The sequence below is a fragment of the Arthrobacter sp. IK3 genome (assembly GCF_051337705.1).
Lineage (GTDB): Bacteria > Actinomycetota > Actinomycetes > Actinomycetales > Micrococcaceae > Arthrobacter_B > Arthrobacter_B koreensis.
Map to the genome: position 1 here is coordinate 174,031 of NZ_JBPPSW010000005.1, position 20,222 is coordinate 194,252.

Annotated in this window: 20 protein-coding genes; 7 read left to right on the top strand and 13 right to left on the bottom strand. The window is 66.1% G+C overall.

From position 1 onward, the window contains the following. Positions 1-44: 44 nt before the first annotated feature. Positions 45-701: an SDR family oxidoreductase gene (locus ACSLGO_RS08630; protein WP_436400925.1), complete on the top strand. Its 657-nt coding sequence runs from the start codon at positions 45-47 to the stop codon at positions 699-701. A gap of 64 nt (positions 702-765) precedes the next feature. On the opposite strand, the gene galK is transcribed toward ACSLGO_RS08630, so the two are convergent. From galK to ACSLGO_RS08650, 4 genes are all read right to left on the bottom strand, one after another. Then, a complete protein-coding gene (gene galK, locus ACSLGO_RS08635) occupies positions 766-1,908 on the bottom strand; it encodes a galactokinase (protein WP_436400926.1) in 1,143 nt (380 codons plus the stop codon). After that, positions 1,905-3,053, bottom strand: coding sequence for a galactose-1-phosphate uridylyltransferase (gene galT / locus ACSLGO_RS08640; RefSeq protein WP_263128917.1), 1,149 nt, complete (start codon positions 3,051-3,053; stop codon positions 1,905-1,907). The genes galK and galT overlap by 4 nt, the downstream gene beginning before the upstream one ends. Continuing rightward, positions 3,050-3,217, bottom strand: coding sequence for a hypothetical protein (locus ACSLGO_RS08645; protein WP_377955545.1), 168 nt, complete (start codon positions 3,215-3,217; stop codon positions 3,050-3,052). The genes galT and ACSLGO_RS08645 overlap by 4 nt, the downstream gene beginning before the upstream one ends. Before the next feature lie 90 nt (positions 3,218-3,307). Beyond that, positions 3,308-4,120: a lysophospholipid acyltransferase family protein gene (locus tag ACSLGO_RS08650; protein WP_436400927.1), complete on the bottom strand. Its 813-nt coding sequence runs from the start codon at positions 4,118-4,120 to the stop codon at positions 3,308-3,310. A 167-nt stretch (positions 4,121-4,287) separates the two neighbouring features. Between ACSLGO_RS08650 and ACSLGO_RS08655 the strand changes: the two genes are divergently transcribed. After that, positions 4,288-5,241: an alpha/beta fold hydrolase gene (locus tag ACSLGO_RS08655; RefSeq protein WP_263128914.1), complete on the top strand. Its 954-nt coding sequence runs from the start codon at positions 4,288-4,290 to the stop codon at positions 5,239-5,241. Here ACSLGO_RS08655 and ACSLGO_RS08660 read toward each other — a convergent pair. The 4 genes from ACSLGO_RS08660 to ACSLGO_RS08675 all read right to left on the bottom strand — a co-directional run bounded on the left by ACSLGO_RS08660 (position 5,208) and on the right by ACSLGO_RS08675 (position 9,186). Then, complete coding sequence (locus ACSLGO_RS08660) at positions 5,208-5,990, bottom strand: glycosyltransferase family 2 protein (RefSeq protein WP_263128913.1); 783 nt, start codon at positions 5,988-5,990, stop codon at positions 5,208-5,210. The two genes, ACSLGO_RS08655 and ACSLGO_RS08660, sit on opposite strands and share 34 nt — an antisense overlap. Positions 5,991-6,129: 139 nt before the next feature. Continuing rightward, on the bottom strand, positions 6,130-6,753 hold the full coding sequence (locus ACSLGO_RS08665; RefSeq protein ID WP_091605160.1) for a malonic semialdehyde reductase: 624 nt from the start codon (positions 6,751-6,753) through the stop codon (positions 6,130-6,132). Positions 6,754-6,846: 93 nt separating this feature from the next. After that, positions 6,847-7,878 carry a non-homologous end-joining DNA ligase gene (ligD, locus tag ACSLGO_RS08670; RefSeq protein WP_436400928.1) on the bottom strand — a complete coding sequence of 344 codons (1,032 nt, stop codon included), beginning with the start codon at positions 7,876-7,878 and terminating at the stop codon, positions 6,847-6,849. A 57-nt stretch (positions 7,879-7,935) separates the two neighbouring features. Further along, positions 7,936-9,186, bottom strand: coding sequence for an MFS transporter (locus tag ACSLGO_RS08675; protein WP_325786762.1), 1,251 nt, complete (start codon positions 9,184-9,186; stop codon positions 7,936-7,938). Between the two features lie 154 nt (positions 9,187-9,340). On the opposite strand from ACSLGO_RS08675, the gene ACSLGO_RS08680 reads away from it, so the two are divergent. Beyond that, positions 9,341-9,757 carry a VOC family protein gene (locus ACSLGO_RS08680; RefSeq protein WP_263128910.1) on the top strand — a complete coding sequence of 139 codons (417 nt, stop codon included), beginning with the start codon at positions 9,341-9,343 and terminating at the stop codon, positions 9,755-9,757. Here the strand turns inward: ACSLGO_RS08680 and ACSLGO_RS08685 are convergent. After that, positions 9,754-10,197 (bottom strand): hypothetical protein, encoded by a 444-nt coding sequence (locus ACSLGO_RS08685; RefSeq protein ID WP_433123574.1) that lies wholly within the window; start codon positions 10,195-10,197, stop codon positions 9,754-9,756. The two genes, ACSLGO_RS08680 and ACSLGO_RS08685, sit on opposite strands and share 4 nt — an antisense overlap. A gap of 175 nt (positions 10,198-10,372) precedes the next feature. Between ACSLGO_RS08685 and ACSLGO_RS08690 the strand changes: the two genes are divergently transcribed. The 4 genes from ACSLGO_RS08690 to ACSLGO_RS08705 all read left to right on the top strand — a co-directional run bounded on the left by ACSLGO_RS08690 (position 10,373) and on the right by ACSLGO_RS08705 (position 14,862). Then, complete coding sequence (locus tag ACSLGO_RS08690) at positions 10,373-10,993, top strand: L-threonylcarbamoyladenylate synthase (protein ID WP_091605172.1); 621 nt, start codon at positions 10,373-10,375, stop codon at positions 10,991-10,993. A 136-nt stretch (positions 10,994-11,129) separates the two neighbouring features. Beyond that, complete coding sequence (locus tag ACSLGO_RS08695; RefSeq protein ID WP_436400929.1) at positions 11,130-13,424, top strand: alkaline phosphatase; 2,295 nt, start codon at positions 11,130-11,132, stop codon at positions 13,422-13,424. Between the two features lie 120 nt (positions 13,425-13,544). Continuing rightward, positions 13,545-14,198, top strand: coding sequence for a hypothetical protein (locus tag ACSLGO_RS08700; protein ID WP_091605175.1), 654 nt, complete (start codon positions 13,545-13,547; stop codon positions 14,196-14,198). Positions 14,199-14,604: 406 nt separating this feature from the next. Then, a complete protein-coding gene (locus ACSLGO_RS08705) occupies positions 14,605-14,862 on the top strand; it encodes a metal-sensitive transcriptional regulator (protein WP_091605178.1) in 258 nt (85 codons plus the stop codon). 12 nt (positions 14,863-14,874) lie between these two features. Here the strand turns inward: ACSLGO_RS08705 and ACSLGO_RS08710 are convergent, their stop codons facing one another. The 4 genes from ACSLGO_RS08710 to ACSLGO_RS08725 form a co-directional block, all read right to left on the bottom strand. Beyond that, positions 14,875-16,755, bottom strand: coding sequence for a glycerophosphodiester phosphodiesterase family protein (locus ACSLGO_RS08710; RefSeq protein WP_386916511.1), 1,881 nt, complete (start codon positions 16,753-16,755; stop codon positions 14,875-14,877). Between the two features lie 164 nt (positions 16,756-16,919). Further along, positions 16,920-17,615 carry a potassium channel family protein gene (locus ACSLGO_RS08715; protein WP_386916508.1) on the bottom strand — a complete coding sequence of 232 codons (696 nt, stop codon included), beginning with the start codon at positions 17,613-17,615 and terminating at the stop codon, positions 16,920-16,922. Further along, complete coding sequence (locus ACSLGO_RS08720) at positions 17,608-18,909, bottom strand: TrkH family potassium uptake protein (RefSeq protein ID WP_436400930.1); 1,302 nt, start codon at positions 18,907-18,909, stop codon at positions 17,608-17,610. Before ACSLGO_RS08720 ends, ACSLGO_RS08715 begins: the two co-directional genes overlap by 8 nt. 172 nt (positions 18,910-19,081) lie before the next feature. Continuing rightward, positions 19,082-20,179: a DNA alkylation repair protein gene (locus ACSLGO_RS08725; protein WP_436400931.1), complete on the bottom strand. Its 1,098-nt coding sequence runs from the start codon at positions 20,177-20,179 to the stop codon at positions 19,082-19,084. Positions 20,180-20,222 lie beyond the last annotated feature (43 nt).

Consider the following 20,222-nt stretch of genomic DNA (forward strand, 5'->3'; position numbering starts at 1 on the left):
AGTATGCTTATGCTTGCTCCACCGAACCCGACGAGAGGAGCAACATGTCACGCGTGGCAATTATTGGCGGACACGGCAAGGTGGCACTGCAGCTGGCGAAGGACCTCGCAGCCAACGGACACCAGGTGTCCTCACTGTTCCGGAACCCGGACCATGTGTCCGAGGTGGCGGCAACGGGGGCTGAACCGGTAGTGGCCGACGTCGAAAAGCTGGACACTCCCCAGCTCGCTGACCTGCTCGGCGGGCACGACGCCGTCGTGTGGTCTGCCGGAGCAGGCGGCGGTTCCCCCGAACGCACCTACGCGGTGGACCGCGACGCCGCCATCCGCTCCATGGAGGCGTCCGAACAGGCAGGCGTCCGGCGGTACGTCATGGTCTCCTACATGGGTGCCGGACCGGACCACGGTGTTGATCCGGACAACAGCTTCTATGCCTATGCGGAGGCGAAGGCAGCGGCAGACGAGCACCTGCGGCGCAGCGGACTGGACTGGACCATCCTCGGACCCAGCGCTTTGACGAATGAGCCGGGAACCGGACGCATCAGCATCGGCCCCGCCCAGGACGGAAGCGTAGCCCGCTCTGACGTGGCCGCAGTGGCTGCCGAAGTGCTGGAGCAGCCCGGAACCGTAGGCAAGTTCATTGAGTTCATCAACGGAGAGACGCCGATCCGCGAGGCAGTGGCATCGCAGGCTTCCGCCTAGCCGCAGTACACCGGGCGGGGGCGGTTGTCCGGCAACCGCCCCCGCGTGTCCGGGCCCGGCCCCGCTAGGACTCCCTGCGCGCTCCGGCTCCGGGCTCGACGGCGAATATGTCCGGTTCCAGGCAGCCGGCCCGGCCGAAGGCCCGCACTATCGCAGCACCCACCTGTCCGGCCTCCCGGGCATCCACCAGCGCGATCGCTGATCCGCCGAATCCGCCGCCGGTCATCCGTGCACCCGGGGCACCGGCGGCCATTGCTGTCTCCACGGCCAGGTCCAGTTCCGGAGAAGAGACCTCGAAATCGTCCCGGAGCGACTCATGGCTTGAGGCCAGCACCTGGCCGATGTCACGGATGGGGCGTCCGGACTCGAGATGCGCGACGGCGGTCAGCACCCGCTCGTTCTCGCTCACCACGTGCCGGGCCCTCCGGTAGGCCGTCCGGTCAAGCTGCGGCGCCGCCAGGACCAGGTCCGGCAGCGCCACTTCCCGCAGCGACTGCACTCCCAGCGCCGCGGCGGCCCGCTCGCAGTCATCCCGGCGCTCGGCATAGCCGCCCGAATCATGGGCGTGGCTGACTTTCGTATCGATGACGAGCAGCGTCATGCCTTCCCCGGAGAGGTCCAGCGGGACCAGCCGGCTTTCGCGCGACCGGCAGTCAAGGAACAGTCCGTGCCCGGCTTCGGAGAGCAGCGACGCCGACTGGTCCAGGATTCCCGTGGGAGCGCCGGCGAACTCGTTTTCCGCCTGCTGGCACAGGAGCACCAGGTCCCCGGGCGGTAGGTCCGCTCCGGAGAGCTCCCTCACGGCAAGGGCTGCTGCGCACTCCACGGCCGCGGAGGAGGACAGGCCGGCTCCTACCGGGACGTCGGAGTCCAGGAGCATGTCCATTCCGGGGACGGTGGCACCGCGGAGTCCGAAGGCCCAGTGCACTCCGGCGAGGCAGCGGCTCCAGCCGGTGAGGCGCCCGGGCGCCAGCTCGCTGACCTTGATTTCCGCTGCTTCGCTGCCCGGCGCTGTAGTGGCCAGGCGGAGCACTCCGTCGGTCCGCGGCGACGCAGCAATCCGCGCCCGGCGGTTGATTGCCAGCGGCAGGACGAAGCCCTGGTTGTAGTCGGTGTGTTCGCCTATCAGGTTGACCCGGCCCGGAGCGGACCAGACGCCCTGCGGTTCGTATCCGTAGCGCCCGGCGAACAGGGCCCGGGTATTCATGCCTTTCCTCCGGTCCGGATGCCGAAGGGAGGCAGGACCCGGCGGAGCCGGGAAGCCGTTTCCTCGGGACTGACATCGGCTATGAAGGCACCCATCGCGGCCTCGGATCCGGCGAGGTACTTCAGCTTGTTCTCGGCCCGCCTGGGGGAAGTCACCTGCAGGTGCATCCGGTAGGAGTTTCGGCCGGCATGCTGGACGGGCGCCTGGTACCAGGCGGCAATGTACGGCGTCGGCGTTGGGTACAGGCCTTCGATTCGGCGCAGGACGTCCAGGTAGAGCCCGGAGAGCTCGTCCTGTTCTTCGTCCGTAAGTGAGGCAAGGTCCGGAACGTTCCTGTGCGGCACCACATGGACCTCCAGCGGCATCCTGGCCGCGTAGGGAACGTAGGCTGTCCACAGCTTTCCACGCGCCACTATCCGGCTGCCATCGCGCAGCTCCCTTGCCAGCAGGTCAGCGAACAGCTCTCCGCCTGTCTCCTCCTTGTAGGCCTGAACCGACTCCAGCTGCCGCAGCGTCCGCGGGGTAGCAAACGGGTAGGCGTAGATTTGGCCGTGCGGATGGTGCAGGGTCACGCCGATTTCGGCACCCCGGTTCTCGAAGATAGACACCTGTGCTACGCCCGGGATGCGGGAGAGTTCGGCGGTGCGGTGCACCCAAGCCCGCATCACGGTACGCGCTCGTTCCAGGCTCAGACCCGCGAACGAAGCGTCGTGCTCGGCAGCGAATGCCACCACTTCGCAGCGTCCGGCCGCGGGGGCAGCCGCAGCGGAGTCATCGGGGCTGCCGCCGCTGCCCGGGCCGAACGCGGGAAACCGGTTCTCGAACACAGCGACGTCGTATCCGTGTGCCGGGATCTCGGTGGCACGCTCCGGACCCGAAGGGCACAGCGGGCACTCCGAAGCCGGCGGAAGGTGGGTGCGGGTCTGGCGGTGTTCGGCATAGGACACCCACTCTCCCAGGAGCGGGTCATAGCGCATCAGCGGTGTCTGCGGGCGCGGAGACAGGATGCGGCTGTCAGCCGGTGCGGCACCGGGACGCTCCGTTCCCGCACCTTCGTCGAAGAAGTACAACAGCTCCCGGCCGTCGGCGAGATGCGTACGCAGGGGCCCGGCATCCGGTTCGGAGTGGATAGCAGGGACGCTCATTCACCCTCCGTTCGGCGGACGTACAGGAGCATGGCACGCTCCGGATTCAGGACGGGAAGCGGAACACCGGCTGCGCCAAGCCACGCACCGCCGGCCCGCAGCCCGGTTCCAAGCCAGGCGGGCGGGGTGCGCTGCAGGAAGGTTCCCGGTTCGTCAAGTATCACTGGATCCAGCCTATAGCCCTGTGCCGGGTCCAGTCCCGGCAGGTGATCGACGTCGTGCAGACGGCGCCGGCAGCCTAGCCTGCCGGATCCCTAGCCGGTGATCTTGTACTTCGCGCGGTCCGCCTCGTCCAGGACCACCTGCTCCTCGGGGGTCATCGCCGACCCGCCGCGGCTGGCCGGCATCCACCAGGCGCCGTCAGGTGCTTTTTCGGGATAGGTGTCGATGCACTCGTCGATGCCGGCCTGGAGGATCTCCTGCAGCCGGGCCGTCTCTTCCGCCACCGGAGCGGACGGGTCGATCTTGAGTGGTTCGCCGATATGGATGCGGACAGGAGTCTTCCACACCGCCTTGAGGCTCAGTCCGTGCCCGCGGGTGAGCATCCGGTGCCCGCCCCAGACGGACACCGGCACAATCGGCACTCCGGCTTCCGCCGCCATGCGGACGGCTCCGGTCTTCAGCTGCCGGACGGTGAAGCTGCGGCTCACGCCGGCCTCCGGGAGTACCGCCAGGTAATCTCCGCGGTGCAGCTTCTCAACGGACTCGGTATAGGCTTCTGCGCCGTTGGAACGGTCCACCACTACGTGTTCGCACCAGTCACAGACCGCCGCGACGAACTTTTTGCGTGCTGCTTTTTTGGTGACCAGGAACCGCATGTGGACCTTGAGCTGCCGCCACAGCAGGTATTCGGCGAAGACGAAGTCCAGGTAGCCAAAGTGCGTGATGGCGACGACGGCACCCTTGCCGGGCTCCACCCTGCGGTTCAGCCCGCGGATGACTTCATCCTGTGGCAGGTGCTCGAGTCCGGTGGGAATGACCTTCACCCGAAACAGCTTCACTGCTGCGACTCCGGCAAAGACGATCGAACGGTAAACGTACTTATTGGGCCGGCGTTTCGGGGGCACAGTCGACTCCTTGGCTGGGAACGGGACAGCAATGGCAGTTTATCCCCTGGCGTACGCCGCCCTGAAAATGCAGCATCCCCGTCCTGGCACCGCTCTGATCCTGCCTCCTCAGGCCGTAATGGCGTTCACGGAGGTTCCCGCGGCACCTGCTCTAGCTATCGTTGAGTATGGCCCTTCCGGATGGCGAGGTTCCCAAAGCGTCCGACGGCGCCGGCTTCGGCACTGCCGCCCCACCGGCAGCCGAACTGGACGCCCGCCTGGGATCCATCGACTGGTCCGTCCTGCCCCAGGGGTCAGTCCGGCTCAGCCTCAAGGCTCCCAGCGGCATGCTGGCGGCCGCAGCGATGGGAGATCCCGGCCGCACACCGGTATTGCTGGTGCCCGGTGTCATGGGGTCCAAGGAGGATTTTTCGCTGCTCATGCCGCTGCTGGCGGGACAGGGCTATTACGTCCAGGCCTATGACCTTGCCGGACAGTATGAGTCGGCCGCTGCCGGCCCGGAGAATCTTTCCCCTCCGCGCCGGCACTATGACTATGACCTGTATGTCGAGGACCTGCTTGCCGTCCTGGACCAGCTGGGCGAACCGGCACACGTCCTGGGCTACTCATTTGCCGGCGTCATCGCCGAGCTGGCACTGCTGCGCCGTCCGGAAAGCTTCCGGACGCTCACGCTCATGAGCGCACCCCCTGAACCGGGCCTGGCCTTCCGCTCCGTGAGCATCCTCGGGCCGCTCTCCCCCCTGGTCTCCGGTCCGGTCAGCGCGGACCTCATTGTCTGGGGAGTTAAGCGCAATTTCGTCCGGGTGCCACCCTCCCGGATGGACTTTGTGCGCCGTCGGTTCAGGTACACGCGCCGGCAGTCGATCCGGGACATCATCACGCTGATGCGCAACGTCCCGGACGTCCGCCGGCAGCTCGCTGCCCAGCCGCTGCCGAAGCTCGTAGCCGTGGGGGAGCACGACGTGTGGCCCAACCGTGTGCATGCGGCGTTTGCCCGGGCCATCAGGGGGAGGCTGGCCGTCTACCGCGGAGGTCACAGTCCCTGCGAGACAGCACCCAACCAGCTGGCCCGTGACCTGCTCGCGCTCTACGGAGATGCAGGCCCTCCAGCCGGTCCGTAGGCTCCACCTGGCTGTTGTCCCAGCTGCCATTGCCGCCGGAACCTTCGCCGCTGCAGGGGGCCCTGCTGCCGAAAATCCGCCGAGAACGTGGCCCAGGCCATGGAAAGCCTCCTTCCCAGTCCGGACCAGGTTTCGAGTGGGCGGGCAGAGACACCGACCCGGAGCGACTCAACCCACAGGACGTTCATATCCGGTGCAACCTGCCAGCTAAGGTCCAGGTCGTCATGGATGCGGGAGCTGGAGCGGTGCACGCCCTCGCGCAGGCGTTTCCAGAGCGAGGCAGGAAGCGCAAAGTTGGAACCGAAGATCGGCGGGTGTCCCATCAGCAGGTTCATCGACCAGCGGTAACCGGCTATGTACAGGTTTTCGGCGATCCAGCGGGTAAGCCGGTTCCCGCCATAGAAGCTTCCCGGTCCGGTGACCACCGTGAGCGGTCCCGCGGTTTCCGACAGTGCTTCGATCCGCTCCAGCCAGTCCGGCGGAGGCACGGAGTCTGCATCGAGCCTGGCCAGCAGCTCGCAGTTCGCGGCATCGAATCCGCGGGCCGTAGCCGCTGCGACCCCCGGCAGTGCCTCAGCGACGCGGCGCACCCCGGCCGCATCGCAGACTGCGGCGGTCTCATCGGTGGACTCGTTGTCCACCACCAGAATCTCATCAGCTCGGCGGGTCTGCTGTCCCAGGGCAGCCAGGCACCCGCGGAGGAAGGCGGCGTCGTTCCGTGCGGGTATCACTACTGAAATAGTTGCCATGTCCCCTGCTCTCCGGCCTATGCCATCCTCCCACCGGGCATCCGCCGGCGAAAGGCAGGGCAGCGCCCGGCCGCGGCCCGGACAGCAGAAAGGACCGGCACGGGGCCGGCCCTTTCCGTGTTCCTCGCGGAAGAACGAACTAAAGCGTAGTGGTTACTTCGTCGTAGTCGTAGCGCGGCAGGCGGTCGAACCAGGGGTTCTCCCCCGGTTTGCCGACGTTGACCACCATGAAGGTGCGCCGGTTCGTGCCGGCATGGAACTCGGCATCGATGGCAGCGGCGTCGAACGCACCCATGGGACCGGCGGCAAGGCCCACGGAACGGACAGCCATAATGAAGTAGGCAGCCTGCATGTGGGCGTTGTTGTTGCCCATGACGCTTCGCAGCTCATCATTGCCGTCGAACATCGCCTTGCGGTCTGCGGCGTGCGGGAAGAAGGTCGGGAAGCCTTCGTGCCATTCAGTGTCGAAGCTGAGCACTGCTACGGCGGGGGCGGAGGCGGTCTTGCCCTGGTTCCCCTCAGCCATGTGCTTGACCAGCCGTTCCCGGGCTTCAGGCGAGTTGACCCAGGTGATGCGCATCGGCTGGATGTTCATCGACGTGGGGCCCATCTTGGTCAGTTCGTAGATGGCCCGCATCTGCTCCTCGGTCACCGGTTCGGAGCTGAACGTGTTGGCGGTGCGTGCTTCCAGGAAAAGGGTGTCCAGCGCCTCGCTGTCCACGACGAACTGATCCTGGCTTGCCTGGGTGGTGCTGTTGCTCATGAAAGACACTTTCTGGTTGGCGAACTTACCAGGACTTGTTAACAGCGTTATGCCTGTTTCGCTTCCCCGCAGGGCTGGTGACCCTAATCACACCTATGTCTCCGGCAGGTCCATCTTCCGCCGGCTCGGCTGGACGCGGGGCGGCTCTCCGGGCATTTTCGGGTAATCCGGAGGGAAGGGCAGCTCTCCCAGGCCGTTGTCCAGATCCCGCTGCCACCACTGAAGAAGCGTGTCGATGCTGCCCTGGGACCTTCCGAACGCGGCCCAGGGATCGCCGGTATCCACCAGACGCTGCGGCACGGTTTCCACGGTGAAGTCACGGGGATCAACCGTCTCCAGCTCATCCCAGGTAATGGGAGTGGACACGGGGGCGTGCGGCAGCGCCCGCGGGCTGTAGGCTCCCGCCATCGTGCGGTCGCGGTTTGCCTGGTTGAAGTCAACGAAGACTTTCTCGCCGCGCTCTTCCTTCCACCACGACGTCGTTACCTTGGCGGGCATCCGGCGTTCAAGTTCACGGGCGGCGGCGATTACCGCATGCCTCACGTCCTGGAATTCCCGCACCGGTTCAATGGGGGCGAAGACGTGCAGGCCGCGGTTTCCCGACGTCTTCACAAAAGCCTCGAGTCCCGCTTCCGCCAGCACTTCGCGGAGCGCTGTCGCCGCGGGCACTGCGTCGTCGAAGCCGGTTCCCGGCTGCGGATCCAGGTCAATGCGCAACTGGTCCGGATTGTCCGGGTCCGATGCGAGGGATGGCCAGGGATGGAACACCACCGTATTCATCTGCACGGCCCAGACCGCCGCCGCCGGCTCGTCGATAACAAGCTGGGGATGGGAACGGGCACTGGGATAGACCACCATGACATCCCGCACGTAGTCCGGAGCACCCTTGGGCGGATTCTTGGAAAAGAACTGTTCGCCGTCGATTCCGTCCGGGAACCGCTGCAGGGACAGCGGCCGGTTTCCGTTGGCGGCAATAAAGGCCGGGCCTACGGCAACGATGTAGTTTGCCAGGTCCAGTTTCGTGAAACCGGATTCCGGCCAGAGCACACGGTCGGGGCTGGAGATGCGGACGTCACGGACGCCCTGTGGTCCGGGCACTGACAGGGAGGTTGCTTTGGCCGCCATGGAGGCAGGCTACCCGCCTCCCGGCCCGCGTGCCAGCAGTGGCTTGGCGTCCCGGCCTCAGGCGGCGGCGCGCCTGCGTGCCCGCCGGCCGTGGACAAAGTGGTACAGGACCATCGCCGCCGCAACAACGGCGGCCAGAACGGCGTACATGCCGGAGAATCCCGTCAGCGGGATCAGCAGGCCCAGCAGGAAAGGGCCCAGGCCAATTCCGGCATCCAGGAGCAGGAAGAACGTCGAGGTGGCAATCCCGATCCGGTGGTCGGGGGCCACCGTGACGGCAATCGCCTGGGCGGTTGGCATGAGGGCTCCGAAGCCCATCCCCACGAAGGCACCGGCCAGGGCCAGGACAGCGGTGTTCGGCGCCCAGGCCAGCAAGCCAAGGCCAACGGCGAATGACGCCAGGATTGGATAGACGACGGCGTTGTCTCCCTTCGAATCCTGCAGCCGGCCCACCACGAAGCGGGATATCAGGACGATCCCCGCATAGATCAGGAAGAAGGCCGAAGCCGCGGCAACCATGTCCTTCTCCTGGGCGTAGGAGTTCAGGAAGGTCAGGACTCCGGAGTAGGCCACTCCTGCCACGAGCATGACGGATGCAACGGCCGCTGCGCGCGGTTCAAAGAAGTCTGACGGCCGCATCCGCCATTTGGCTGCTGTTTCGGCTGCGGAGAGCGTCCGTTCGGGGAGCTTGAGTGCCAGTGCCACCAGCAGGGCAGAGGCAGCACTGACCGCCGTGACCAGGTAAAGAACGCTGTAGCCGGCACGGTCCACCAGGAGCACCGCCAGAAAGGGCCCGACGGCGGTGGCCAGAGTGGCGGAGATACCGAAGTACCCTGTCCCCTCACCCCGGCGCCCCACGGGAATCAGGCTCATCACGGAGGCTGAAATGGCGGTGCTGGCCAGGCCGAACGCGGCGCCGTGCAGGATCCGGATGGTGATCAGGACGCCGAGGCTGCCGGCCGGGATGTAGAACAGGGCTGCCACGGTGTACAGCAGCAGGCCAACCATCAGCATCCGCCGCCGGCCCAGGAAGTCCAGGAACTTGCCGGCGAAGATCCTGGCGGCGAGGGCGCCCAGGACAAATGAACCCGCCGTAAGCCCGGCCGCCGTGTCCGACGCTCCAAACCGTTCAACGGCGTAAAGCGCCATGGAGGTCATGAGCAGGTAGAAGACCAGTGACATGAAGAAGTTGACCGCAATGGCCAGGCTAAAGGCGCGCGTCCAAAGCCGCCGCGTCCCCGCCTGACCGCCGTCGCCGGTCGCGGAGCGCTTCACGCCCTGCATCTTCCTGTCGTTCTCTTGCGGCACTGTGCGCTCCGTGGTCCTGGTTCTTCCGTGAGGTTGCCTAACCTAACCATCCAACGCTACGCCGGCGGGCAGCCCCTTCCCCGCCGGTGTGGCCAAGGGCATACTTTTGTCCACCGGCTGATGCCGGCCCCAAACAGTTCAGAGAGGACCTGCCATGCCCATCCACATGAATCCCTACCTGAGTTTCCGGGACAACGCAGCCGAGGCAATGGCCTTCTACCAGGGGGTTTTCGGCGGCACACTCGAGAGCTCCACCTTCGGGGACATGAATGCCAGCGAGGACCCTTCGGAAGCCGGGAAGATCATGCATTCGGCGCTGACCACGGAGAAGGGGTTCGTCTTAATGGCCTCGGATACCCCGAACAGCATGAACCTGGATGAAGGCAGCAGCTATTCGATCTCGCTCAGCGGCGACGACGGCGAGGAACTGCGCGGCTACTGGGACAAGCTGCTCGACGGAGGACAGATGACCCTGCCGCTGGAGCGCGCACCGTGGGGCGATGTCTTCGGCATGCTGACGGACAGGTTCGGCACAAGCTGGATGGTCAGCATCGAAGACGGCAGTTCCTAGGCCCCGCTGGACCGGCGGGTGCGCGCGCCCGCCCGGGCAGAGCGGATCGCCAGCGCCGTTACCGCTCCGCCGACTGCCGCGTAGAACACTTCGAGGGGCTGGAATTCTATAACGGCGGTTTCCCAGGCCTCCAGCCCTACGAGTGCAGCGCCGGCAGCCGCGGAGACCAGCGGTGCCGCAGGATGCCGCAGCAGCTGCAGGGATCCTGCAGCGAGGTAGCCGCCGCCGCACCCGGCAGCCAGGAGGAGGCCGGGAACGCGCCAGTCCCGGAAGGGAGTACGCTCCAGGACACGCGGACCGGCATGAAGGAACGAGCCGTCAGGGCGGGCCGCCAGCACCGCACCGGATAAAACCGCGGCAGTTCCGGTGGTGAGCTGCAGGCCGATAAGCACCTTCTCTGCGCGGGCGAGAGGCCGGGGCTCGGTGCGCTTTTTTCTCATGCCACGGGTCCGCTCCGGCATGGGGCCCTCCCTCGGATTTGACTCGTCAGCCGCCCTGGGCGGCCGGTTGGCCTTTGCCTGCCCACGGTAACGCACTCCGGGCAGTTTGCGGGAGCAGTCCGCCGCCACAGCATGTTCACCCCACCAGGACGGGCGGTGCGCGTAAGCTCAGCACATGGCCAGATACTTTGACGTCCATCCCGATAATCCCCAGCCGCGGACCATCGCACAGGTCACCGCCGTCCTGCGGGACGGAGGGCTGATCGCCTATCCCACGGACTCCTGCTACGCCCTCGGCGCGCAGCTCGGCAACCGCGAAGCCCTTGACCGGATCCGCAGCATCCGTGAGCTTGATTCGAAGCACCACTTCACGCTGATGTGCCGCGACTTCGCCCAGCTGGGCCAGTTTGTCCAGGTCAACAATGACGTATTCCGTGCCATCAAGGCCGTGACCCCGGGCAGCTACACCTTCATCCTGCCGGCCACGAAGGAGGTTCCGCGCCGCCTCCTGCATCCAAAGAAGAAGACCGTAGGCGTGCGGATCCCCGACAGCAAAGTTGTTCAGGCGCTCCTGGAGGACCTTGGCGAACCCATTCTGTCCAGCACGCTGCTGCTGCCGGGCCAGGAAGAGGCCCTGACGGAAGGATGGGAAATCCAGGACACCCTGGGGCACCAGCTGGACGCCGTGGTGGATTCGGGGTTCTGCGGCCCGGACCCGACAACCGTCATCGACTACTCAAGCGGTGCCGCAGAAGTAGTCCGGCACGGCACGGGAGATCCATCCCGCTTCGAATAGGTCCCCCCGTAACGGTCCTCGGGTGCCCGGTTTTCCCCGGTGCGGTTGACAGTGCCGCCGTTGCGCCGGAAGGGTGAGCGCACTTGATGAGGGGGCATGCGTCATCACTCGCGCACTCTGAGACGGGAAACCACAAATGAACAAGGGAAAACTGGCACTGGCGACGGCGGCAGTGGGCGGCCTGATTCTTTCCGGCTGTTCGTCCGGGGCCGCCACGGCGCCGAATCCGCCGGAGTCGCCCCCGGGCCTGGAGCAGGCCGGCAACAAGAAGGACCACGGGCCGAAAAAGCCCCGGCCGGACAAGCCCCAGGGGGCCAGGAACATCATCCTTATGGTCGGGGACGGCATGGGCACCGCCCAGCGCAACGCCATCCGGCTCTCCCACGTGGGGCTGACCGGGGAACTGGTCATGGACTCCCTTCCCGAACTGGGACTGGTCCACACCAACTCCGCAGACCCGGAAACGTTCGTCACCGATTCGGCGGCTGCCGCTACCACCATGTCCACCGGAGTGAAAACGTATAACGGGGCAATCGGCGTCGACCTCAATGGGGTGCCCGTGCCCACCGCACTGGAGATCGCTGCCGCCCTGGGCAAGTCGACGGGCCTGGTCACGACGGCCCAGGTAACGGATGCCACGCCGGCAGCATTCGGATCGCACGTGGCGGACCGCGGCGAGCAAAGCGAGATAGCCCGGCAGTTCCTTGAATCCAGCCGGCCGGACCTCATCCTGGGCGGAGGCGAGGACCACTGGTATCCCGCGGGGAGCCCCGGCATGCATCCGGACAATCCGCCCGAAGATCCTTCCGAGGAGAGCACCGGTCCGGTCAACCTCGTGGAGCAGGCCCGGGCGGACGGCTACGAGTATGTCTGGGACGAGGCAGGCCTTCTGCAGGCGCAGGGGCCGAAGGTGCTTGGACTCTTCGCCAACGAGGAGATGTTCCAGTACGGCGACGACGTCGAGGAAATCTATGAACCAGCGGTCCCGCTGACCACCATGACCCAGAAGGCGCTGGAACTGCTCTCCGCTCCTGCAGCCCAGGCGCGCCACGGCGGCGGTCCGGGTCAGGGCGGCGGCAACGCAGGGACCGGCGGCGGGTTCTTCCTGCTGGTGGAAGACGAGGGAATCGATTCGATGTCCCACGTCAACGACGCCGAACTGACCATCAAATCCGGGATCGCCTTCGAGCAGTCCGTCGCGGTGGCCAGGGATTTCGCTGAAGCTGACGGGAACACCCTGCTTATTGTCGTCGGGGACCACCAGACCGGCGGCATGACCATCGAAGCGTTCAATGACACCGGGGACGAGTCCGGCGACGGAATATCAGCCGAAGACGGACCGCTGCCGGTAGCGAACTCGGACCAGGTGTTCTCCGTCGACTGGACCACCGAAGGCCACACTGCGCTGGATGTTCCGCTGACGGCAATGGGACCGGGGTCGGAAAAGCTCGGGGGCTTCTACGAGGACACCCGCATTTTCGAGGTCATGGTTGAGCAGATGCGGTCCGGGACGGCCAGCTCCGCGCTGGACCTGCAGTCCCACCGCGGCGGCCGGGGTGAGTATACGGAGGAGTCGCTGGCTGCCTTCCGACATTCGCTCCGGCTGGGCGTCAGCACACTAGAGCTGGACACCCACCTCAGTGAGGACGGCGCCGTGGTGGTATGGCATGACGACGTCATCCTGGCTGCGAAATGCCGTGACACCGAACCGGCTTCCGCCGGCGATCCGGACTTTCCGTACGTGGGAGACAGGGTCTCCGAGCTGACGCTGGCGCAGCTTAAGACCCTCGACTGCGGTTTCGCCCAGCTGCCCGGGTTCCCGGAGCAGCAGGTTGCGGAAGGGAACAGGATCGCCGAGCTCAAGGACGTGTTTGCCCTCGCCCGCGAGCTAAAGGCGCGCGAGGTTGGCTTCAACATCGAAACCAAGGTCGAGGACGGCCGGGCGGGCGGGCCCGGAATGGAGGCACTGACCCGGGCGGTAGTCCGTGAGATACGCAAGTCCGGGATGGCTGAGCGTGTGACCATCCAGTCCTTCGACTGGTCGGCGCTGAACCTTGCGGGCCGGCTGGACCCGCGCCTGGTCCGGGTTGCCCTGGTGGCTGCTCCGGAGACGCTCGAGATCGGCCGGCCGGGTGCCGCGCCGATCCTGGGCGGTATCGACATTGACGACTACGACGGGTCAGCGGTGAAGGCTGCCGCGGCGCAGGGCTACGACGTCGTCTCGCCGCTCTATACTTCGGTAACGCAGCGGATGGTCGCCGAAGCCAGGGAGTCCGGGCTGAAGATTGTGCCGTGGACGGTCAACGAGCCTGCCGTGATGAACTACCTCATAGACCTCGGTGTGGACGGCATCATCACCGACTATCCCACCCGGTTGAGGCTCGTTATGGAGCAGCGCGGCATTCCCCTCCCCCGGACGTACGGCGGGTAACAGTGCTGCGGTGCAGAACGACGGCGGCGCACTCCGGATCTTTCGGGCGGCGCCGCCGTCGTGCCCGGGACGGCCACTAGACTGGGAGCCGCCCCGTCCGCACCATCGAAGAAGTCCTGAATGTCCCGAGGGAAGCACCATCCGCCGCGTCCAAAACCTGCCAACAGCGAAGATTTCCTGATCGCGGCGGACCTGAAGAAGGACCGCGGGTGGACGGAGACCCAGATCAAGTCCTTCCTGGCGGAGCCGGACCGGACGGCCCGTAATCCATTCTCGCGCAAAGCCGCCCCCATGAAGCTCTATGCCAGGGAACGGGTGGAAGCCGTTGAATCGACGGAGGACTTTCGGAAGGCCCGCGAGGCTTCGAGGAAGCGCCAGCTTGCTGCCAGGGAGCGCTCGCTGGCGAAGAAGAAGGAAGCTGTTGCCGCGGCGCAGGCGCTCGAACTCCGTATCCTCCGCGAACCGTGGGAGGAGGTCCAGCAGCGGGCGCTGGACCACTACAACTCCCGGCTACGGCGAAGCCAGTCCCCTGCCGGACCCCGTACATCGCAGGCGCGGCGGGACCGGATGACCGTGAACTACCTGAGGCACAAACAAACTTCCTATGAAGCGGAGCTGGAGGAGTTCAAGGGGGTTGTGGGGGTCGGCGAAGCGTACCTGGTTGTCCGCAACCGGATCCTGGACCTGATTGCCCAGACGTATCCGCAGCTGAAGGCCGAGTGTGAACGGCAGAAGTTTGACGCACCGGACCTGCCGGACGGCGTAGTGCTCTAGCCCGCGGACGCTCGCGGACGGCTCTCCGGAGGGTGCAGGACCGCAGGGACTGAGCTGCACCCTCCAGTGCGGCGCCCGGTCAGCGGCCAAAAATCCTTGCCAGCCAGCCCGCGTTCTCAGCCTTCGGGGCCGGTGCATTCCGGTCACAGGTACAGCGGTCCGGCTTCGGAATGTTCCGCATGACCTCCTGGACGTGGTTCCCGCAGCCTGCCCAGGTGGACTTTCCGCAGCTGCGGCACTTTACGGCACGGCACATGATTCTCTCCTAGCGTGACTTTGCCCGCCGAGCCGGTGCCCGGCGGCAGCACCCACTATCCAGCATACCCCCCAGGGTATGCAAATTACCCACCGGGGTATACCATGGGAGCAGTCGTGCCAACACCGCACACCCCGCACAGGAGAAACCATGCAGCTGGACAGCGAAGACACCACGCCGATCATCAACCGCCTCAAGCGTGCCCAGGGACAGCTGGCGGCGGTAACGCGCATGCTCGAAGAGGGGCGGGACTGCAAGGACATAGTTACGCAGCTCTCGGCAGTGTCCAAGGCAGTGGACCGGGCCGGTTTCGCCATTATCGCTTCAGGCCTTGAGCAGTGCCTGACGAGCGATGACCCCGCCCTGGACCGCAAGGAAATGGAGAAGCTCTTTATGTCCCTCGCCTAGGGCCAGCGGCGGCTAGAAGATCACCACGAAGCGCATGACGGCGTCGTAAAGCTTTGAACTCATGGGTTCTCCCGGCCCCATCGAGCTCCGGTCCGCCAGTGCCATATCCGGATGGTCGGTGATGATGCCGTCGACGTTGTCCCGGAGCATGCTGCGGATGGCATCGGCACCGTTCACGGTCCACACATAGACCTCCTTCCCGTCAGCCCAGGCTGACTCACGGACCGCCGGGGTGTAGGAGGCTTCCTCCACCACAATAAAGTCGGCGGTCGTTTGCGGTGACGCGACGCCGGCCACGGCGAGGGTCAGCCCCACATAGAGCCCCGGCCGCAGGCGCTTCAGCTCTTCGGCCTTCTCCAGGCTCAGCGAGTGGTAGATGTTCTGCTCCAGGGCATTCAGCGACTCCAGCTCGGCGACCAGCCGCTCGACGTAGTCCCCGGTTTCCCCGCCGTGGAGCTTCAGCTCAATCAGCAGCGGCTGGCCTGCCTCGCGGGCCGCGAGGACATAGTCCCGGAGCGAGGGAATCGAGTCGGCATGGCCAAACTGGTCCCGCACGGTGATGGACGTCAGCTCGGAAAGGGTCAGGTCCGCCACAGCTTCACTGCGCGCCGCCAGCCGCGCGAGGGAGGCATCATGCATAGCCACAAACCCGCCGTCGGCAGTCTGCATGACGTCCATCTCCACCAGGTCGGTGCCTGCGGCCGCCGCGGCGCGCAGCCCGGAGACCGTATTCTCTACCCCTCCGCCGCTGAACCCCCGGTGCCCCAGGACCAGGGTCCGGGGAACATCACGAAGACCCTCCATGACCGGGATGTTGATGAGCCCGAGGATCAGCGCGGGCACGACGGCGGCGCCCGCCACCAGGGCAGCGGTTACCTTTCGGCGGCTACGCGTGACGGGCGGCGCGAGTGCGGCCACCGGCTCAGCTATCCGCTCCCCTGACTGCCCGTCCAGGCCCAGCCGGGGCATGTTGCGGTCCACGAGCTCCAGGAGCATTCCGGCGACGAAGAGCACCAAGCTGCCAGCGATCGCCACACCGGTAATCTGGGCGGCACCCAGGGCAAGGGCTGCCACTCCGGCCGCCGCCCGGGGATAGACCAGGTCCGCGGCAAGGGTGGGCAGGATTGTCAGCACCACCAGGGCGGCACCAGCCAGCAGGGCAGCCGCCGCCGCTGTGCCGCCGGCTGCAAGCAGGGCGGGGAAGGTCCGCGCCGTCGCGCGCCGGCTCAGACGCATCGCTTTTCCGCCGGGCACGCCGTACACGGCGAACAGCGGCACCGCGAGGGAATACCGCAGCGCGGCAGTGCCCGCAACGAGCAGGAAGGATGCGTAGACCAGTGTCCCCTGCGTCGACTTGAGCAGCTCACCGCTGACAAAGTTCGGAATGGCAATCGAATGCGTGAGGACGGAGAAGACGCCCGCCTGCGTCAGCGGAACCACCAGGAACAGGTACATGCCGAGGGGCAGGAATCCGGGCCGGGTGAGGCGGCGCATGAGGGACAGTAGCTTGGCTCTTAGTATCCGGGGCCGAAGGCCGGCACCGCGGCGCACCTGGTCCACCGCCACCACCAGGACGCTGAGCTGCAGGGAAACGGCCAGCAGCGCTACCACGCACAGTCCCGCCAGCCAGGTGACTGAAATTCCGCTGGCGAGCATTCCGGTAATTGCCTCTGATGTCACCGCATGGGCCCCCGCGGAAGCAAGTGCCTGGGTGAACATCCAATGGATCAGCGGAGAGACGAGGGCAAGCGGGATGACCTGGCTGAGGGCGTAGACGACGAGCAGGCGCCATCCACCCCGTCGCAGCACATCCCAGCCGGCCCGGAGCAGGCCGGGGACGAGCCGCCGGAATGCCAGGCCGTCAGGTGCGGTTGGCCGGGCGGTCGAGGTCATGGCGGCTCCTTGCAGGCGAACATCCTTACGTTGGAATCCAGCTAATTTTGGACAGCATCCAACTTGGCAACGAGTATATAAGCACCCTCTTTTCCGCTGCGTCATGATGGCGACACATACCGAACAACCGGGCGGCAGCGTCCGGGCGCGTGCCTTTCGCCGTGTTAGCGCCGGCTAAAGCGCTCCGCCTTTCGCGCGGGCCCCGCGACGAGGAGTTCGTCGCCCTCTTCGATCAGGAGGTCGGGCTCGGCAAACCGCCACTCGCCGTCGGACTTGCGGACCGCAACGATCACCACGCCGAACCGCCTCCGGACCTGGGACTGATAAATCGTGGAGCCGGCCAGGAATTCACGCGGGGCGGTTTCGATCACGGCGAAGTTCCCGCCCAGCGGGATGTAGTCCAGCAGACTGCCCTGGACCAGGTGGGCCACGCGGCGCCCCATGTCCTTTTCCGGAAAGACAACGTGGTGCACGCCCAGCTGCTCGAGGACCGTCCCGTGGGCTTCGGTGACCGCCTCCGCCCAGATCTGAGGCACTCCAAAACGCAGCAGCAGGGATACCGTGAGAATGCTGGCCCCGATGTCCTGGCCGATGGCCACCACCACCCGGTTGAACTCCGGGATGGACAGCTGCCGCAGCACATCTTCCCGCGTGGCATCGGCCATCACTACGTAGGTAAGCCGCCCGTCCAGGCCCTGCACCACCCGCCGGTCCCCGTCCACGCCCAGGACGTCGACGCCGTTGGCCATGAGCTCCAGCGCCAGGGCCTGCCCAAACCGCCCAAGACCAATCACCGCTACGGCGTCGGACTCACTGATCCGCTCCGCCTCCCGGCCGTTGAACAGGTTGAACTTAGCCAATGATCGGCCTTTCTTCGGGGAGTCTGTACCGGAACCTGCGCTCCCGCAGGACGAGCGCGGAGGCGAGCAGAAGCGGTCCGAGCCTTCCTGTGAACATAAGTACCACCAGGATCAGCTCCCCTGCTACGGGAAGTGCAGTCGAGACGCCCACAGAGAGCCCCACTGTCCCGAAGGCGGAGACTGTCTCGAACAGCAGCCGGTCCATCGGATAACTGGACATGGCCATCAGTGCCCCGGTCGAGACGGCGATGACTCCGGCAGCAACAAGCACCACCACCAGCGCCTGCCGGGCGGCGTACGCAGGCAGTGCCTTGCCGAGGGCAGTCACCTGCTCATTGCCCCGCACCTCGGCGGCGACTGCGTACACCAGCACAGCGAACGTTGTTACCTTGATGCCGCCCCCGGTTCCTGCCGGTGCGGCACCAATGAACATCAGCACATCCATTCCCAGCCAGGAGAGCGGCTCCATCTGCCCAACCTCGACTGAGCTGAAGCCTGCTGTCCGGGTCTGGACGGACATAAAGAACGCGGCGAGAAGCCGCTCCGGACCGGAGAGGGCACCGAGGGTCTGTGGGTTGTTCCATTCGCACAGGGCAAGGAACACCGTTCCGGCCGGCAGCAGGATCAGTGTTCCCCACAGCACCAGACGGGTATTGATGGTCCAGCGCAGCGGCTTACGCCAGGCACGGCGCAGCTGGACGAGCACCGGAAAGCCCAGTCCCCCGATAATGACGGCGGTGGCCACCGGAAGGCACACCAGCGGGTCAGCGGCGAAGCCCTCCAGGTTCCGGGGAAACAGCGAGAACCCGGCATTGTTGAACGCGGAGACGGCATGGAATACCCCCAGCCAGACGGCTTCGCCGGGGTCCTTCCCGTAGCCGAGCCAGAACCGAAGGGCCAGCAGCAGGGCTATCACTGCTTCGGTTACCAGGGAGATGAGAACGACGCCGCCAATCACCCTGGGTGTGCTGTCCAGGTCCTGGCTGCGGTTTTCCGCCACGGCCTGCAGCCGCGACCGGAAACTGAACCGTCCGATGACGGCAAGGCCCACTATGGACGCGAACGTCATGACACCCAGTCCGCCCACCTGGATCAGGACCAGGATCACCACATGTCCAAACGTGGACCAGTACACGTGGGTTTCAACTACGGACAGTCCGGTGACGCACAGGGCGGACACTGCGGTGAAAAGTGCATCCGTAAAGGAGGCACTGCCGGGAACCGCACCCGAGGCAGGGAGCATGAGCAGTCCCGTTCCGCAGAGGGCTGCGGCTACGAAACCAAGGAATACCACTTGTGATGGGCGCGGGACCCGCCGGCGGCCGCCCGGCCCGGCAGGCCCAGGCACAGTTCGACAGTACGCCGCCGGTGTGCTGCGGTCACCGTTCGGCGCTGCGCCACGGACACCGCGGTCATGAATAGCGGCTGCGGCAGGCGGCTCTCCGGCACCGTGCCCGCAGAAGGATTCACACCGGATCCGCCAGGTCCACCTCGAAAGCCAGCGACCCGTTGCGGATCCCGTTAACCTGGATCTCCAGCCGGTGCGTTCCCGCGTAGTGTCGGCGGGTGGTCATCTGATGCAGTGCATGCGAAGCGGAGAGGGCGCGGGATTCCCCCGGCTCCAGGTTAAGCACCGCCAGCTTGAAGACGGCGGGGGCACTTCCGCCACGGGCCTTTACGTAGTGCACCACGTAGTCCACTGCCAGCTTCGCAGCCGTACTTCCGGTATTCGTCAGGGTGAACCCGAAGCGGAGCCTGCCCGGGAGCGTGATGGCCGGGGTGGAGGTGCAAAGCCCGTCCACCCGGATCTCGGCGGGTTCGAATCCCAGCAGGGAGAGCGCACCCGGGTGGGCTTTTTTGACCAGGGTCCGGAGACTGTGCCGGACCAGGCGGTCCGTGTAGCGCGACGGTGAATCCAGCCAACGGGCACACGTGCGGAGAGTGACCTCAGGGGCATGGCGGGCAATGTCGTTGAGGTGGTTCGCCACGGACCGGCGCACGTCCTCGCTGGGGTCATCCCGGAGAGCATCCAGGAGAGGCAGTGTGGCCTCCGGGTTCTCAAGCAGCCCGGGAACGCGGATAGCCCACGGCAGGTACGCTCGGGTTCCCTCGCTGGCGAGGCGGCGCACGTGTGGATCCGGATCCCGTGTCCAGGTACGGGCCCGGGCGAGGGTGCGGTCCATATCAGCGGCCAGGAGCCTGCGGATGGCGAACTCACTCGTCAGGCGCGGGGTCAGCTCCGCCAGCAGGTCAAGCGCGTCGTCAAAGTCTCCGGGATCCTCTCCAGCCAGTGCCAGCGTCACGGAGGATTCAGAAACCGGCCATATAATCCACCCCTTGAAGGACTCATCCTTCAGCGCTGCGCGGTACGCTGCGGCCGCTTCGGCGTAGGAGGGATAGGACTCGGTGAGTGCCGTGGCAAGGACATCCGTCCTGCCGCGGAGCGAAAGCGCGTTGAGCTCCGGCACCACTCCATGCAGCCGGTCGAGCCCCGGTGCCGGGGCGGCAGCGGCGAGGCTGCGCTGCAGGGCGGCTACTTCGGCAGGGCCCAGCAAATCATCCATGGCGCCCAAGGCAGTCCCCCGCAATCAGCCGTAGGAACCCGGC

Bases quoted from the DNA above. Each gene is read 5' to 3' on its own strand.
- ACSLGO_RS08630 (WP_436400925.1), top strand. From the start codon at position 45: ATGTCACGCGTGGCAATTATTGGCGGACACGGCAAGGTGGCACTGCAG.
- galK (WP_436400926.1), bottom strand. From the start codon at position 1,908: ATGAATACCCGGGCCCTGTTCGCCGGGCGCTACGGATACGAACCGCAG.
- galT (WP_263128917.1), bottom strand. From the start codon at position 3,053: ATGAGCGTCCCTGCTATCCACTCCGAACCGGATGCCGGGCCCCTGCGT.
- ACSLGO_RS08655 (WP_263128914.1), top strand. From the start codon at position 4,288: ATGGCCCTTCCGGATGGCGAGGTTCCCAAAGCGTCCGACGGCGCCGGC.
- ACSLGO_RS08660 (WP_263128913.1), bottom strand. From the start codon at position 5,990: ATGGCAACTATTTCAGTAGTGATACCCGCACGGAACGACGCCGCCTTC.
- ACSLGO_RS08665 (WP_091605160.1), bottom strand. From the start codon at position 6,753: ATGAGCAACAGCACCACCCAGGCAAGCCAGGATCAGTTCGTCGTGGAC.
- ligD (WP_436400928.1), bottom strand. From the start codon at position 7,878: ATGGCGGCCAAAGCAACCTCCCTGTCAGTGCCCGGACCACAGGGCGTC.
- ACSLGO_RS08680 (WP_263128910.1), top strand. From the start codon at position 9,341: ATGCCCATCCACATGAATCCCTACCTGAGTTTCCGGGACAACGCAGCC.
- ACSLGO_RS08685 (WP_433123574.1), bottom strand. From the start codon at position 10,197: ATGAGAAAAAAGCGCACCGAGCCCCGGCCTCTCGCCCGCGCAGAGAAG.
- ACSLGO_RS08690 (WP_091605172.1), top strand. From the start codon at position 10,373: ATGGCCAGATACTTTGACGTCCATCCCGATAATCCCCAGCCGCGGACC.
- ACSLGO_RS08695 (WP_436400929.1), top strand. From the start codon at position 11,130: ATGAACAAGGGAAAACTGGCACTGGCGACGGCGGCAGTGGGCGGCCTG.
- ACSLGO_RS08700 (WP_091605175.1), top strand. From the start codon at position 13,545: ATGTCCCGAGGGAAGCACCATCCGCCGCGTCCAAAACCTGCCAACAGC.
- ACSLGO_RS08705 (WP_091605178.1), top strand. From the start codon at position 14,605: ATGCAGCTGGACAGCGAAGACACCACGCCGATCATCAACCGCCTCAAG.
- ACSLGO_RS08710 (WP_386916511.1), bottom strand. From the start codon at position 16,755: ATGACCTCGACCGCCCGGCCAACCGCACCTGACGGCCTGGCATTCCGG.
- ACSLGO_RS08725 (WP_436400931.1), bottom strand. From the start codon at position 20,179: ATGGATGATTTGCTGGGCCCTGCCGAAGTAGCCGCCCTGCAGCGCAGC.